Source organism: Sphingopyxis sp. Soil_C_28 (assembly GCF_057657055.1).
The window spans coordinates 699,375-713,587 of sequence record NZ_JBDGJE010000002.1 but is presented as its reverse complement, the minus strand read 5'-3'; the positions used below and the strand labels follow the sequence as shown (position 1 = coordinate 713,587).

Annotated in this window: 21 protein-coding genes and 1 tRNA gene; 7 read left to right on the top strand and 15 right to left on the bottom strand. The window is 65.5% G+C overall.

Features of this window, described 5'->3' with window-relative positions; genetic code table 11:
- Positions 1-2: 2 nt before the first annotated feature.
- The 11 genes from gp17 to AC3A43_RS11560 all read right to left on the bottom strand — a co-directional run bounded on the left by gp17 (position 3) and on the right by AC3A43_RS11560 (position 8,284).
- On the bottom strand, positions 3-395 hold the full coding sequence (gp17, locus tag AC3A43_RS11610) for a tail completion protein gp17 (protein ID WP_487792689.1): 393 nt from the start codon (positions 393-395) through the stop codon (positions 3-5).
- Entirely contained in the window at positions 392-937 is a 546-nt protein-coding gene (locus AC3A43_RS11605; protein ID WP_487792688.1) for a head-tail connector protein, read from the bottom strand. The genes gp17 and AC3A43_RS11605 overlap by 4 nt, the downstream gene beginning before the upstream one ends.
- Positions 937-1,218 (bottom strand): phage fiber-tail adaptor protein, encoded by a 282-nt coding sequence (locus tag AC3A43_RS11600; RefSeq protein WP_487792687.1) that lies wholly within the window; start codon positions 1,216-1,218, stop codon positions 937-939. The genes AC3A43_RS11605 and AC3A43_RS11600 overlap by 1 nt, the downstream gene beginning before the upstream one ends.
- Before the next feature lie 13 nt (positions 1,219-1,231).
- Positions 1,232-1,393: a hypothetical protein gene (locus AC3A43_RS11595; protein ID WP_487792686.1), complete on the bottom strand. Its 162-nt coding sequence runs from the start codon at positions 1,391-1,393 to the stop codon at positions 1,232-1,234.
- The gene (locus AC3A43_RS11590) at positions 1,390-2,781 is read right to left on the bottom strand and encodes a tail fiber domain-containing protein (RefSeq protein ID WP_487792685.1); all 1,392 of its coding nucleotides are present in this window, start codon (positions 2,779-2,781) and stop codon (positions 1,390-1,392) included. The genes AC3A43_RS11595 and AC3A43_RS11590 overlap by 4 nt, the downstream gene beginning before the upstream one ends.
- A 105-nt stretch (positions 2,782-2,886) precedes the next feature.
- On the bottom strand, positions 2,887-4,029 hold the full coding sequence (locus AC3A43_RS11585; RefSeq protein ID WP_487792684.1) for a phage major capsid protein: 1,143 nt from the start codon (positions 4,027-4,029) through the stop codon (positions 2,887-2,889).
- A gap of 5 nt (positions 4,030-4,034) precedes the next feature.
- Entirely contained in the window at positions 4,035-4,424 is a 390-nt protein-coding gene (locus AC3A43_RS11580; RefSeq protein ID WP_487792683.1) for an HK97 family phage prohead protease, read from the bottom strand.
- 32 nt (positions 4,425-4,456) lie between these two features.
- Entirely contained in the window at positions 4,457-4,765 is a 309-nt protein-coding gene (locus AC3A43_RS11575) for a DUF6127 family protein (RefSeq protein WP_487792682.1), read from the bottom strand.
- Between the two features lie 15 nt (positions 4,766-4,780).
- Positions 4,781-5,887 carry a phage portal protein gene (locus AC3A43_RS11570; RefSeq protein ID WP_487792681.1) on the bottom strand — a complete coding sequence of 369 codons (1,107 nt, stop codon included), beginning with the start codon at positions 5,885-5,887 and terminating at the stop codon, positions 4,781-4,783.
- 535 nt (positions 5,888-6,422) lie between these two features.
- Positions 6,423-7,772 carry a DNA-packaging protein gene (locus AC3A43_RS11565; RefSeq protein ID WP_487792680.1) on the bottom strand — a complete coding sequence of 450 codons (1,350 nt, stop codon included), beginning with the start codon at positions 7,770-7,772 and terminating at the stop codon, positions 6,423-6,425.
- Positions 7,772-8,284, bottom strand: a complete 513-nt coding sequence (locus tag AC3A43_RS11560) for a hypothetical protein (RefSeq protein ID WP_487792679.1) — start codon at positions 8,282-8,284, stop codon at positions 7,772-7,774. Before AC3A43_RS11560 ends, AC3A43_RS11565 begins: the two co-directional genes overlap by 1 nt.
- Before the next feature lie 239 nt (positions 8,285-8,523).
- Between AC3A43_RS11560 and AC3A43_RS11555 the strand changes: the two genes are divergently transcribed.
- The 3 genes from AC3A43_RS11555 to AC3A43_RS11545 are packed head-to-tail and all read left to right on the top strand — an operon-like array spanning position 8,524 to position 10,345.
- The gene (locus AC3A43_RS11555; RefSeq protein ID WP_487792678.1) at positions 8,524-9,273 is read left to right on the top strand and encodes an NIPSNAP family protein; all 750 of its coding nucleotides are present in this window, start codon (positions 8,524-8,526) and stop codon (positions 9,271-9,273) included.
- Positions 9,274-9,293: 20 nt separating this feature from the next.
- Positions 9,294-9,878: a DUF1579 domain-containing protein gene (locus AC3A43_RS11550; protein WP_487792677.1), complete on the top strand. Its 585-nt coding sequence runs from the start codon at positions 9,294-9,296 to the stop codon at positions 9,876-9,878.
- Complete coding sequence (locus AC3A43_RS11545) at positions 9,875-10,345, top strand: DUF1579 domain-containing protein (RefSeq protein ID WP_487792676.1); 471 nt, start codon at positions 9,875-9,877, stop codon at positions 10,343-10,345. Before AC3A43_RS11550 ends, AC3A43_RS11545 begins: the two co-directional genes overlap by 4 nt.
- A gap of 8 nt (positions 10,346-10,353) precedes the next feature.
- Here AC3A43_RS11545 and AC3A43_RS11540 read toward each other — a convergent pair whose 3' ends face one another.
- Positions 10,354-10,971: an LmrA/YxaF family transcription factor gene (locus tag AC3A43_RS11540; protein ID WP_487792675.1), complete on the bottom strand. Its 618-nt coding sequence runs from the start codon at positions 10,969-10,971 to the stop codon at positions 10,354-10,356.
- Between the two features lie 128 nt (positions 10,972-11,099).
- On the opposite strand from AC3A43_RS11540, the gene AC3A43_RS11535 reads away from it, so the two are divergent.
- The gene (locus tag AC3A43_RS11535; protein WP_487792674.1) at positions 11,100-11,438 is read left to right on the top strand and encodes a hypothetical protein; all 339 of its coding nucleotides are present in this window, start codon (positions 11,100-11,102) and stop codon (positions 11,436-11,438) included.
- 79 nt (positions 11,439-11,517) lie between these two features.
- Here the strand turns inward: AC3A43_RS11535 and AC3A43_RS11530 are convergent.
- Positions 11,518-11,594 (bottom strand) — tRNA-Arg (locus AC3A43_RS11530).
- A 71-nt stretch (positions 11,595-11,665) separates the two neighbouring features.
- Here AC3A43_RS11530 and AC3A43_RS11525 point away from each other — a divergent pair.
- Positions 11,666-12,454, top strand: a complete 789-nt coding sequence (locus tag AC3A43_RS11525; protein ID WP_487792673.1) for a queuosine precursor transporter — start codon at positions 11,666-11,668, stop codon at positions 12,452-12,454.
- Between the two features lie 3 nt (positions 12,455-12,457).
- The gene (locus tag AC3A43_RS11520) at positions 12,458-12,916 is read left to right on the top strand and encodes a hypothetical protein (protein WP_487792672.1); all 459 of its coding nucleotides are present in this window, start codon (positions 12,458-12,460) and stop codon (positions 12,914-12,916) included.
- Here the strand turns inward: AC3A43_RS11520 and purQ are convergent.
- The gene (gene purQ, locus AC3A43_RS11515) at positions 12,878-13,543 is read right to left on the bottom strand and encodes a phosphoribosylformylglycinamidine synthase subunit PurQ (RefSeq protein ID WP_487792671.1); all 666 of its coding nucleotides are present in this window, start codon (positions 13,541-13,543) and stop codon (positions 12,878-12,880) included. The two genes, AC3A43_RS11520 and purQ, sit on opposite strands and share 39 nt — an antisense overlap.
- 14 nt (positions 13,544-13,557) lie before the next feature.
- A complete protein-coding gene (purS, locus tag AC3A43_RS11510; protein WP_439569334.1) occupies positions 13,558-13,788 on the bottom strand; it encodes a phosphoribosylformylglycinamidine synthase subunit PurS in 231 nt (76 codons plus the stop codon).
- 192 nt (positions 13,789-13,980) lie between these two features.
- Between purS and AC3A43_RS11505 the strand changes: the two genes are divergently transcribed.
- Positions 13,981-14,154 (top strand): (2Fe-2S)-binding protein, encoded by a 174-nt coding sequence (locus tag AC3A43_RS11505; protein WP_037513974.1) that lies wholly within the window; start codon positions 13,981-13,983, stop codon positions 14,152-14,154.
- The last annotated feature ends 59 nt before the right edge of the window (positions 14,155-14,213 follow it).

Here is a 14,213-nt window from a genome sequence, read left to right as displayed (position 1 = left end):
CGTCACGCGGCAAGGCAGCGGCACCGCACGACGATTTCGTGCCGCCAGCTACCATCGCGCGCAAAGGTGAAGCGTGTCCGTATCGTCCGCGCTCCCACCACGGACCAGGCGCCTGCCGGTCCGCGCAGCGCACCGGCGGCGGCCTCGACATGTGCAGCAGCGCCGTCGTCGATAGAATTTCCGACGCCGACCAAGGTCAGCGTCAGGCGAATCTCGCGGCCCTCCCGGTCCTTGGTCCCCCAGTCGATGCCTTCGGCCGCGCCGACCGCAACATAAGGCGCGGTGGCCCGCGGCGGCGTCCCGTCGAATATGCCGTGGACCATCCCCGCCAGCGCCTTGTCGCCCTCCAGCAGTTCCAGCGCCCTGGCGCGCAGAGCGGTCTCGGCACAGGTCATCGCCCACCCCCCAACGTCAGCCGCCGCCACGGTTGCCACAATGCTGCTATCGCCGCGGGCGGCGCCGCGCCGGTGCCGTCGCGTGCGTCGTGCAGATGCTGTGTCATGCGAACGATCCCCTGGCGGATCGCCTCCGGGATCCCGTTCGCATCCTCCGCCATGCCGGCGCGATAGGTGACACGCACGCGCGGCATGTCGCCGGGAAGGGCGATCGCCACCCGCGCTGTGCCATCACGCGCAATCGCCACGCGATAATCGGTCGGCGCCAGCACTATTTCCTCGCCTCCTTCGGCCAGCAGCGTCACCGCGTCCACCCCCACGACCGGACGGACACCCAGTTGAACTGCGCCGTTGCCGACCGGCAATGTCTCGTCCGTCACGCGCACCAGCAACCACTGCCCCACAAAGGCTTCGCAGATACTGGTCGCGGCGCGGACCAGCCCTGCCACCACGGCGTCGTCGATCGTCGTCCCCAATCGCAGCCAACCCCGCGCCTCGTTCAGGCTCACCGGGGCGTCGCCCGGTATCAGGCTTGTCGTCATCACCGTTCCTCCACCCGCACCGTCATCGATCGTTCGTCGATCTGCCCGTCGCTCATCGTCACCCGGTTGGTGACGCGGTAAACCTGCCCGGCGACCCCGCCCGCCAGTTGCGCCGTCGCCCGCATCAGGTCATGCGCCGATGCGGCGATCGTGACCCCGCCGGCCAGCTCCGGCGAGACGGTCCAGCTGCTTGCCAAAACCGCCTGGCCGCCGGGATAGGCTTCGCCCCAGTCGAATTCGAAATCGATCCGCGCTCCCGGATCCTTCACCGCCAATGCCATGGCATTTTTCTCCTCAGGGTTTACGAACCGTCGTCCGGTGCGCGGTCTCGCGCGTCTGCGCCTGCCGCTCGCCGTGCCGCCGCGCGGCCGGTTCAGGACCGCCCCATTCGCTCGGCAACTCGCGCCCGCCGGTATCGCCGATTGCGCGCGACCCCAACGCCATCCGCCCGATCATATCGCCGCCTCCAGCGCAGCGATCCGCGCCTCCTGCGCCGCGATCAGAAACAGGCACAGCTGACCTTCGCGGAGGCCGAAACGGTCTTCGACACCCCCGTCGGCCTGCTCGATCCTGTCGTGGCACAAAAAAGCGTATCGACTGTCCGGAGGGGCATCCTCGCCGATCGGATCGATCAACCCTTCCTCGGCCATGATCGACCAGACCGATTGCGCACGCGCCCCGAAATGTTCGCGCGCGCCGGGGCCCTTGTCGGCAATGGCCTGGTTCCACTGGAAAAAGCCCAGTTCGGCCGCGATCCGTCTCGCGGCTCGCATTTCCGCCTCGTTCGCGGCGCCGCGCCACGTCTTTTCGCGCGCGTCCGACGTGTTGATCGTTCCGGTCGCGGCAAAGACCGTCGACCATCGTTTTCCGGCCGCACCCAACGCCTGAACATTGTCGGCGCCGGGCGTCAGTGTCCCGTTGCTGCTCAACCGCAGCCGTTCGACCGTGTCAGTGTGAAACGCCAGAAAGCCGCCCCATCCGACGCTGCGCCCGGCGCAGATCCGCACCTCGCCCGACGTCAGCGACGATTTGAACGATCCGTCGACAAAGCCTCCGGCAAACAGTTCGACGCCATAGAAAGTGTCGACCGCCGCGGTTTGGCCGATGCGCAGATTGGGTGACGTTCCGCTGACATGCACCGCCGCGCTGGGGTCTGACGTCCCGATGCCTATGCGGCCCGCGTCAGTCACCCGCATGCGCTCGCCGCCGCCGGTCGCCAGCCCGATGCTGTCGGCACCCGCGCGGAACAGGCCCGTGTCGCTGTCGGCGGCAAAGCTGATCGAGGGTGCTGCCGCATTGCCGTTGGGTGCGCCGATCTCGCCATCCAGCACGTACCGACCTTCGGCAGTTCGAAAAGCCAGCGTCGCCAGCGGTATGTTCACCCAGCTATCGCCGCGCCGCACGGTGACCGCGTCACCGACGGCGCCCGCCGCGGCGGCGGCGTGCAGCGTCGACAGCGGCTGTTTGCCGCCCAGCGCATCGACCACCGCCGACACCGCGCCATCCTGCGCCGCGATCGCCGCGTCGATCCCCGCGAACCAGTCGGCCGCGACCGTCAGCGCGACTGTTTTCAGACCCGCCGCAAAATCGACGCGCTCAACCCCTTGCGAAGACGCCATGACGGTGTCGCGCACCAGACGCCCGCTGTCGTCGATCCGGCCCCATCCGACTTCCCACTGCTCGGGCCGCGCAATCCCCGCGACGGCATAATGAAATGGCGTGTCGGCGGGAACAGCATCGGCAAGACGGCGGTGGCCGGGCACCGCGCCAGTTGGCGTCAACGGGCCGGTCCCGCCGTCCTGGCACAGCTCGCGCGCCAAATCGGCGAAATAGGGGGTCGGCATGGCAGGGCCGTCCTTTCCAGGGTTCGATTGTCATATGAGGAGAAAAAGCGCCCGGTCCGCTTGAAAGGGGGGGGAAAGCGGGCCGGGCGCCCATCGCGCGCCAGATCAGCTGGCGGCGAACTTCATCAACTTGATGGCCTGCGAATCGATGATCGCGCCGCCGACCCTTTTGGTTGCATAAAAATGCACGAACGGCTTGTTGCTGAACGGGTCGCGCAGGATGCGCGTCTCGCCGCGGTCGGCGACCAGATAGCCGGCGCGGAAGTTCCCGAACGCGATCGACAGGCTGTTCGCGCCCACATCGGGCATGTCTTCCGCCTCGACCACCGGATATCCCAGCAACGTCGCCGCCTGCCCCTCGACCAGCCCCGGCTGCCAGATGAAGGCACCGTCGGTGGTCTTGAACTTGCGGATGCGCGCCAGTGTGTCCGAGTTCATCACCCAGGCGGCACCCTGACGATAAGGCGCGCGCAGCGAGTGGACGAGCTCGACCAGCTTGTCCTGCGGGTTCGAAGCCGGGAAAGCGCCCGCCGTCCCCGTCGCCAGATGCTGCAGGGTGCCGAACGCGCGAACGCTGTCGATCTCGTTCGTGGTAGCATAGGTCAGTATACCCTTCGGCCGGTTCGTGCCGTTTCCGTTCACAAACGCGCTGCCCTCGGCGACCGCAAATTCGCGCGCGATCTGGTCCGCCAGCCAGTCCTCGACGTCGAACATCGCATCGTCGAGCATCGCCTGGCTTGCCGCCGGATTGGCATAAAGCTCGCCCGACGGCGGCACGATTTCGGCAAAGCTGCGCGTCGCGGTCTCGGGCCGCGCTGCGGTCTCGCCGACCCAGCCCGCACCCATCGATCCCGTCGCGACCAGTTTGCGATAGCCGCTCGTCCCCGTCTGCACGACTGTCGCGATCGACCGGATCGGCGACAGGCTTTTCAGCGTTGCCGCAATTGCCCCGTCGATCTCGCGCGGCACCGCAAAACCGCCCTCGCCGCCCGACGTTCCCGACAGGCTCTTCATCTCGACCCCGGCGTCGATGCCGCGGCGCAGATAGCGTTCGACAAAGGCGTCGCGCGCCGGATCGGCCGCCTTCGCTCCATCGAGCGGCAAGCGCGACGCCGCTACCGCCTGCCCGTCAACCTGCGCCTTCAGCGCCGCCACCGACGCCTTCAGTTCACCGACCGCCTCGGCCGCCAGCACCGCGTCGAACGCTCCATCGAGCGCATCCGCTTTCACTTCGATATCGATATCCATGCCCGTCACTCCTTCTGAAAATCTATCGCAATCACCCGCGCCGCCGGTTGCATCGGCATCGCCACCAGACTGACCTCCGCCAGATCGAGCGCCAGCAGCTCGCGCGGGCCATTCCCGCGCGAAGCCGTCACCCGATATCCAAAGCTCAGTCCCGTCAGCGCCCCGCGCGCGACGAGCGCCGCCGCGGTCGGATGCGTCACCCGCGCCACGACGCGCAGCCCGCGCGCATCCTCCGCCAATGTCTCGATCGTCCCGACGACCGCCCCCGGCCGGTGCTGCCACAGCAAAGGCACCGCCCGCCTCTCGCGCAAACTCGCCGCAAACGCTCCTGCCCGCACCACGTCGCCGCCGCGATCGACCCGGTCGAACACCGACGCATAGCCTGCGAACCGCAATAAATAGGGACTGTCCCTATTTATTGCCGCCCTCACCGCAGCAACCCCGGCAACCCCAGCTTCATCGCCAGCCCGACGACCAGCAACGCCAGCCCGCACCGCACCGCCCAGTCGACCGCCGCCTTCCACGCGCTGGTCTTCGCATCGCGCCAAGCGCCAAGCAGTTGCCGCAGATCGACCATATCGTCGCGCGCCGCCGCATCGGCCAGGCCCAGTCGTGCCAGCGCCCGCCGCGCCCCCAGCTCGCTCGCCTCCTCGACCACCGCGCGCAGCAAGGCTGCGTCGGGCGCGTTTGTCCCTGCCAGCGCGATCAACCGCGCCAGCGCCTCTTCCTCGTCCATGCCGCAATCTCCGGGTTAAGCGACGCCCAACAGCGCCTTCTTCTCGTCCGCCGTCAGCCAGTCGGCCGCCGAAACCTCGCGCCACAGCGCCATCCGGTCCTCCGCCAGCGCCGGCACCCTATCCAGATCGACGCGCAAATCCGCCCCGTCGAACCAGCCGGCCAGCCCCTGCGCCACCGCTCCCAAAATCTTCGCGCACAAAGGCAGCACCGTCAGCCGCCACAGCGCGCGGTTCGCCTCGCGGTAATTGGCATAGGTCGCGTCCCCGGGCAGCCCGAGCAGCATCGGCGGCACCCCGAACGCCATCGCGATCTCGCGCGCACTGCTGTCTTTCAGCGCCAGAAAATCCATCTCGGCCGGCGTCAACGAAAGCGCCTGCCATTTCAGCCCGCCTTCCAGCAGCAACGGCCGCCCCGCGTTCGCCCCACCTGCAAAGCTCTCCGACAGCTCTTCGCGCAACCGATCCACCTGCTCCGCCGACAACGGCATCCCCTTGTCCCCCGGATCGTGCACCAGCGCGCCCGACGGCCGCGCCGCGTTGTCGAGCAAGGCGCGGTTCCACAGCGACGCGGCATTATGCGCCGCAATCGCCGCCGACGCGGCGCCCAGACAGCCCGCGCCATAATGATCGTCGAGCGGATGCAGCGCCTTTACATGCACCACCGCGGTCCGTCCGGCCCCGTCCTCGGCGGGCAGCAGCACGCCCGCCCCGCCCGCCTTGTACCGATAGGCAACCGGCCACCCGCGCGCGTCGGCCTCGACCGTCACCCGCTCGGGCCGCAGCGCGAACAGCTCGGCCGGCGCCCCCGCGCCGTCGGCCAGAATCTGCACATAGCCATTGCCATGAAGCAGCAACTGCGACGCCAGCGTCTCGACCAGCCCCTGCCCGCCCGACGTCGCCGACACCAGCGCCGTCAACACCGGATCGCTCGCTACCAAAGGCGCGCTACCGGCGGCTTCCGCCACCAGCCGCACCGCCCGCTGGACGATCGCATTACCCAGATATCCCTCGCGCAGCTGCGCCTCATAAGACAAGGGCGCGGGCGCCGACCAGCTCCCATACACCCGCGACAAAGCAGGCCGCGCAGATCCCTGCGCAGCCTTCCGGCCAAACCAGTTCATGATGATCTCCTGCAAACTCCCCTCTCCCCTTGCGGGAGAGGGTTGCGAAGCCTTGCGAGCTTGCTCGCTAGGCGAAGCTGGGCGAGGGGTTTTTCCACCCTATCAAGGATACTTATCCCCATCGGTGTCCACATGGCCGAGACCAATGGATGGAAATGGCCGCTGTTCATGGTTGGCTATTTGTTCGCGCTCGCTTATCCACGTCCTGGGTAGTCGTCCTACCAACCTTTTTGACCGGAACCGCGGCCTCTGAACGGCGCGGAGGCCCGAGGCCTTCCGGAGCGTGGGCTCAATCCCATCTTCAAAAAGGAGACAGCTTATGAAGCGCGTATTCGTACGGGCATATAAGCGCTGGCGCCTTGGCCGGGTCGAGCACGTGACTGCTCACACCCGGCGTTGGCCTAACCAGTATTCGTTCGACTTCTAGGCGGAGCAGAACGGGGTAGGACGGCTATCACTCTTGCGAGTTTAGCCTTGCGAAACTTTCGCACACGGCCCTTAGGCTCGCAAGGAGATTATCTCCCCCTACTATATTTCAAACCCGCGTCACCCCCGGCTCGCGCTCCTTCCGCAGCCCTTCCAGCAACGCCGCCAGCGCCCACACACAGGCGTCCGCCCGATCGGGCGACCGCCCCGGTCCGGCATAACCGCCGCCCAGTTGAAACCCGCAAAGCTGGTCCTCCAGCGCCGCGAAACTCCCTGCATGGACGACCTGCCCGCGCTCGTAAGCCAGCGCCACCGGCTCCGCCCGCCGCGCCTTGCCAACGCTTGCATGCACCGGCACCACGGGCAGCGTGCAATCTGCCTGACGCAGGGTCGCGGCAACCATCTCCCCGCCCATATTGCTTTCGGCCACCACCCGGTCGGCGTCCCACCGCGCCGCCGTCGCCGCGACCGCCCGTGCCCAAACCCCCGGCTGCGCCCGCTCGACGCTCGCATCCTCGACCACCGCCAGCCGCCCGTCGCGCAGCAGCGCCGCGACGACGATCCCGCACGCATCGCCATGCGACGTCGCCGGCGGATCGACCCCGATCACCACCCGCGCGGGCTTGCCGATAGTGTCGGCATCGATCCGGCATCGCTCGATCAGCGCGCGTGCCCACAGCGCGCCCTCGACATCCTCCAGCATCTCGCCGTCCAGTTCCTGCCGCCCCAGCCGCGTCCCGCCATATTGCGCGATCATGTGAGCCACGAAACTTGGCGGCAGGTGAAGATTATCCGCCGTCCGCCCGATGCTCGTCACACAGCCTGGCACCGTCCCGACCTTCGCCATCAATGGCACCGGACGCGGCGTCGTGGTCACCAGCACACGGGGCTTGTCGCCCAGCCGCATCCCCAGCATCAGATTGTCCCACGCCGCCTCGCCGCCTTTGCGCCATTTCGCCAGTTCGTCGCACCAGGCGACATGATGTTCGGGCCCGCGCAGATTTTCGGCGGCGCCAGCCGAAAACAGTGTCGCCACCGCACCGCTGTCGAAATGCAGCTCGCGCAGCCGGTTTTGCCATTTTGGCCCCTCGCCGTCGCGCGCAACGGCGAGGAGGCCGCTTTTCCCCTCGATCATCACGCGTATTCCATCATTCTCGTTCGCCGCGACAAGGGCGATTCGGGCGCCCGGTATGCGCCGCGCCATTTCGCTGATCCATTCCGCCCCCGCGCGCGTCTTGCCGAACCCGCGCCCCGCCCGGATCAGCCACACGGGCCAATCGCCGGGCGGCTCCCGTTGTCCGCCGTGCGCCCACTGGTACCAACGCTCGTCCAGCTCCTGAACATATTTGCGCGGCATCTCGCGGAGCAGACGCTGCCGTTCCTCGGGCGACAGGGTCAAAAGCCTGTCGAGGATGGTCTCGTCAGGGCCAAGCGCCAGACGGTCGATCCAGCGCGCCATTATTCGTCGTCTTTCCCGGCCTCATGCTCGCGTTGCTGCTCGATAATGGCGATGCGCCGCAATATTTCGGCGTCGGTCTCCTCCGCGCTTGGCCGCGTGTGCCGGTTCAGGCGGACGCGTTTGGCACGGCCGCCTTCGATACTGGCGCGATGTTTGTTCATCAGGTCGATCGCCTGCGCGACAGTCATGGCGCCGACCACCGGCATCGCGTCCGGATTGTCGTCGTGCGCCGCTTCGATGGTCTGGATAGCTCGCTCGACCAGCGCCATTTCCAGCCGGGCATATCCGCTTTCCAGCGCGACCTGCCATGCCTCGGCGAACGCCGGGTCGCGCCCACGCCGCTTATACGCCGCCGACGCCGCTAGGCCTGCTACCGCCGCCGACGTACGCACGTTGCAGCTTTCGGCCAACGCCTCCAGAAAGACTTGCCATTGACCATCGCTGATATGTCGCGGCTGCGGCAACGGGTGATCATCGCCCGCACCGACTGTGCCATTCGCCACCATGTCCATCCCACCTCCAAAAGCAATCGGGCCGGACAGCCTCCCGCAAAACGGAAGGCCCCGGCCCGACTCGCAATTCTTCATGATGTGATACTTGTGCCATATCAGCGTGACGATGTCAACAAAAATAACCTATATGGTTTTCTTTGATGTGAAATTTAATATTGCAATATGCAAAACAGGTTGACCTGTCTGTAATGTCGATCCAAACACCGTGCATGTTCAAACTAATCATCAGCGGAGTTGTTATGGCACTGGCTACCGCAGGCGCGCAGGCTTCGGAAACGGGCGATGCCCGGATCGTCGAACTGCGTCAGTATCAGATAGAGCCCGGCGCCCGCGATGCGTTCGTCGCGCTGTTCGAGGACAAGCTGGTCGACAGCCAGGAGGCCGTCGGCATGCGGCTGGTCGGCCAGTTCCGCGACCGCGACGATAGGGATCGTTTCACCTGGATCCGCGCCTTCGCCGATATGCCGGCCCGCGAACGCGCGCTGAACAGCTTCTACTTCGGGCCGGTGTGGAAAGCGAACCGTGCCGCCGCCAACCCGATGCTGATCGATAACGACAATGTCCTGTTGCTGCGCCCCGCCGCACCTGACCTTGGCTTTGGGCCCGCGATCGCGCGCGACCCCGCCGCGCCCGCAGGGGCCGTCTGGGTCATCATCGAATATCTCTGGAAGCTTCCCGACGAGGGTTTCGCACCCTTGTTTCGCGATTCGATGAAGCCCGCGTTGGAAGCCGCCGGCGTCACTGTCCTCGGCGCCTATGTGCCGGTCGACGAGCCGAATGGTTTTCCTCAGCTCCCCGTTCGGGAGGACCGAAAACTGTTTGTCTGGTTCGTGCGCGGCGAGAGCCACGAAAGCCTCGCCGAAAAAATCGACCACACAAAAAAGAGCGCGCGTTGGCAGAGCGATGTCGCGGCGCCGCTGCGTGCCGCGGAAGAGCGTGCGCCGCAAATCCTCCACCTCGATCCCACGCCGCGATCGGCGCAGCGCTGATCGCGGCGAAAATGGAAAATTTGCCCGATGAGACCATCCCCGAATTCGATCGCCGCTCCTTGCTTCTCGCGATCGGCGCGGCATCGCTTCCCCTTCTTTCGCAAGGCAAGCTGATGGCTGCCGCCCCTGCACCTTCGCCATCGACCGGGTTCGACTTCCTCATGGGTCAATGGCGGGTTCTGCATCGCAAGCGACGCGAACGCCTGAAAGGCAACGACGACTGGTTCGAATTTCCCGGGACGCTCGATGTCAGCCCGATCCTCGCGGGCGCCGGCAACATCGATCTCAACGATCTCGACGATCCCGAGGGGCGGTATCAGGCGACGTCGCTCAGGCTGTTCGATGCGACGCGCGGCTTATGGTCGATCTATTGGATCGACGGTCGTTATGCGGGGATCGACACGCCGGTCGTCGGTGTTTTCGACGGACCGGTCGGCCAATTCTACAGCGACGACAGCTTCGAAGGGCGGCCGATCCGGGTGCGCTTCACGTACGAAGATCTGGGTCCGCACGACGCACGCTGGAGCCAGGCCTTCTCCGCCGACGACGGATCGAGTTGGGAAACCAACTGGATCATGGAATTCACGCGGGTGAAACAGGCATGACGACGGGATTGCACGACTTCGCGTTTCAGACCGGCGACTGGATCGTGGCGCATCGCAAATTGCGCCGGCGCCTTTCGGGCAGCAACGACTGGTTCGAATTCGGCGGCACCTGCCGGGCATGGGAATTGCTCGGCGGCACCGGTAATGTTGACGATCATCGGCTCGACGATCCGAACGGCGCCTATGCCGCGGCGACGGTGCGGCGCACCGATCCGGCGACGGGCCTCTGGTCGATCTGGTGGATCGACCCGCGCTTTCCCGGGCTCACGGCCCCGATGACCGGACGGTTCGACAAGGGCGTCGGCACCTTCCTCGGCAAGGACGAGCTGGCTGGCACCCCGATCGATGTGCGCTTCATCTGGTCCAGGATCACGCCCGACTTTGCGCAGTGGGAACAGGCCTTCTCCGCCGACGGCGGCGCGAACTGGGAGACCAATTGGGTAATGGCGTTCACGCGCAAGGCTTAACGCGAATATCAGGACGCCGGACGCAACAGCCGCATCAATATCGCAACCGTTGCGTCGAGCCGGTCGGGCGACTGCTCGGCCTTCGACATCGTCATCGCGCCCGAATAGGCCGCCACGATAAAGCCCGCGAGATCTTCGGCGGCAATCCCGTCGAAGATGGCCGGCGTCGGTTCGACCGCGAGCCGCGCCGCGATCGTCTCCTGCCAGTCGGCAAAGATCAGCTGCAGCGCCTCGCGGAAATCGGAATCGGAAAAAGCCAGCTCGACGGCCAGATTGTTGACCGGACACCCGCGGACAAACCCCTGATCGCGCAGCTCGCCGCTGGTGGCGCCGATCGCCGCCAGCACCCCATCGGCCACGGTCGGCGCCGCCAGCACCGGATCGAGCCACGCCTCGCGCAAGGCATCAGCGACCCGTTCGCGCACCACCGCCAGTCCCAGCGCCTTCTTCGATTCGAAATGGTGATGAAAGGCGCCGCTCGAGACCTCGGCGAGCCGCTTCACATCCTGCACCGACGTATCATGGTAACCGCGCGCCTGAAACGACCCCGCGGCGGCATCCAATATGCGCCCGCGCGTTCCCTCGGGATCGTTGGTCCGGTATTTGCCGCGTCGCTTCGGTTCCATTGCGATCCGGGATAGGCGATTTTTTTTGCCGCGAACAGGGCGCTGCGCCCGATAATGAATGCCGCTGTGGCCATGCGGACCGCATCGGGATAGGGGGGCGGGGCCAGTTCAGGTGATTCAGGTGACATATGGCCCGCAGACATTCGAAACATGATCCTTATGGAGACCTGCATCGCGAGGAGGAGGCTCCTGCCGCGATCGTGTCTTGCTGGCTCTGCGGCCGGCCCTCGGGCAAAACCATCGTCTGGCACCACCCCGTGCCCAAAAGCCGCGGTGGCCGCGATGTCGTTCCCATGCACTCGATTTGCCAGCAGACGCTGATCGCCAATTTCACAAATTCCGAGCTGCAGCGTCACGGGATGGATGTCGAGGCCCTGCTCGCTCACCCCAATGTGCGCAAATTTGTCGATTGGGTCGCGAAAAAAGACCCCGATTTCACCGCGACCATAGCCAAAAAGCAGCGCTGATCAGCCGGCGCCTTCCGATGGGCGCCCGAGCTTGCCGCCGAGACGGGATAAATGGGCCCCACCAGATCGATAAAAGAATTGGCGCGCCCGGCAGGATTCGAACCTGCGACCACCCGCTTAGAAGGCGGGTGCTCTATCCAGCTGAGCTACGGGCGCGCAGAGCTGCTTGCATTGCGCCGCGAATAGCGTGGTTTGCGTAGGCTGCAAAGCAGGTTAAGCAGCAAGTGATGATCGATACCGAAGCGCCCCTCGCCAAGCCCGCATCCGTCAGCGCCGCGAGCATCCGGCACTTTCGCTATTATGATCTGGTCATGGCGGCTTTCGTCGCGGTCCTGCTGCTCAGCAACATCATCGGCGCGTCAAAGCTGTCGATGGCCGGCGGACTGACCTTTGGCGCGGGCATCCTGTTCTTTCCCATCAGCTACGTGATCGGCGACGTCCTGACCGAAGTCTATGGCTTCGCCCGCGCGCGCCGCGTGATCTGGACCGGTTTCGGCGCGCTGCTGTTCATGGCGGTGATGAGTTGGATCGTGCTCGCCATGCCGCCTGCGCAGGATTGGTGGTGCAGCGGCGCCGACGCCTTGACGCTGAAGTCAGGCGAGACGGGCAGCACCGGCGCGGTGTGCCAGGCGACCTATGAAAGTGTGTTTGGCAGCGCGTGGCGGATCATCCTGGCGTCGATTATGGCCTTCTGGGCCGGCGAGTTTGTGAACTCCTACGTCCTCGCGCGGATGAAAATGGCGACGGGCGGCCGCTTCCTGTGGATGCGCACGATCGGATCGACGATCGTCGGACAAGGCATCGACAGCCTGATCTTCTATCCCATCGCCTTTCTCGGCATCTGGGAAACCGATCAGGTTCTGCTCGTCCTGACGACAAACTGGGCCATGAAGGTCGCATGGGAAGCGGCGCTGACGCCGGCAACCTATCTGGCGGTGGGGGCGTTAAAGCGGCGCGAAGGTGTCGATGTGTTCGACGAAGGCACCGATTTCAACCCGTTCGGCGCCAAGGTCTGATCGATGAAGCTGATAGAAATCGCCTCGTTGTTCGAGGCCCGAAAAATGTCGCTCATCGACGCCACCGGGCTCGATAAGGATGCGCTGCACATCTATTTCGGCCTTACGCTGTTCCTGCTCATCCGACTGACCTGGCGACGGCGCGGTGGATGGGTCTTGGCGTGGCTTGCCGTGCTGGCCATGGCGTGCGGCGGCGAGTGGCTGGATATGGCAGCGGAAATGAGCCGGTCGGCGATCCAGCCCGACGCGGCGCATTGGCACGATATCTGGAACACGATGTTCTGGCCGACGATACTGCTTCTGGTCGGCCGATGGTTACAACCCGGAGCCGACGCCCGCGCAACAGCGACTGACGCCAGAGCACCGGTGTCCCCCGACGCCGACCCGCCCACAGCCTCAATCAACGAAGCGTCCGCGTTGCGCTCAGACGAGTACGCCGAGCGCCGCCTCGAACAGGCGTAGCCCGTCGGTGCCGCCGTGCGCGCGATCGATCGCGCGTTCTGGGTGCGGCATCATGCCAAGCACATTGCCCGCGGCGCTCAGCACACCCGCGATATCGCGCGCCGATCCGTTGACGGCATCGGCATAACGGAACGCTACGCGCCCCTCGCCCTCGATCCGGTCAAGCGTCGCCGCCTCGGCGAAATAATTGCCGTCGTGATGCGCGACCGGGACGTTGATCGTCTCGCCGGCCTTATAAGCGGCCGTAAACAACGACTGGCTGTTCTCGACCTTCAGCGGCACGGTGCGGCAGACGAAGTTGAGCCCCGCGTTGCGCATCAATGCACCGGGCAGCAATTGCGCCTCGGTCAGCACCTGGAAGCCGTTGCAGACGCCGAGCACCGGAACGCCGCGCCCGGCGGCATCGGCGACGCTGCGCAGGATCGGCGAACGCGCCGCCATCGCGCCCGAGCGCAGATAATCGCCATAGGAAAAGCCGCCGGGCAGCGCGATGAAGTCGATGCCATCGGGCAATTCAGTCTCGCGGTGCCACACCATCGCCGGTGCGCGGCCGGTGACCTGTTCCAGCGCGACCGCCATGTCGCGGTCGCAGTTGGAGCCCGGAAAGACGATGACGGCGGTCTGCATGGCTCGGGTTCCCTTTACGGACGTTCGATGCGGTAGTTTTCGATCACCGTGTTGGCGAGCAGCTTGGCGCACATCGCGTCGAGGTCGGCATCGGCGACATCGTCGGCAACGTCGAGTTCGATGAAGCGGCCCGCGCGCACATCGGCGACCCCTGCAAAACCCAGTCCTTCGAGCGCATGATGGATCGCCTTGCCCTGCGGGTCGAGGACCCCCGGCTTGAGCGTCACATAGACATTCACTTTCATGGGGCGGACCTTCTTTTTGGACAGGCGGGTGGATGGGCGCGCCTATGCCCTCGAATCACTGTGGGGGCAAGGGGCGCACGCGCGTCGAACCAGCGAAAAATGCCGTTGTTCGGACTGCGAACCAGTCGCATCTTAACTGTTGCGAATCTCTCGCACTATCCCTACATCATTCTTGTTGAGAAGGATTCGCACATGGTCGTCTGTGTCTGCAACGCAATAAGAGAAAGCCAGCTGCGCGATGTCGCACGCGATGGCCAATTGCGGTGCGCGAAGGCCGCCTATGCGCAACTGGGTCGCAAACCCAAGTGCGGGCAGTGTCTGCCTTTCGCTCGCAATATCATCAGCGACGTCGCAGCGACCGCCTGATTTTTGTTGGTTTTCCGCCATTTTTGACCTTGGCCTGATGGGGCCGGCGCGCCTATAAT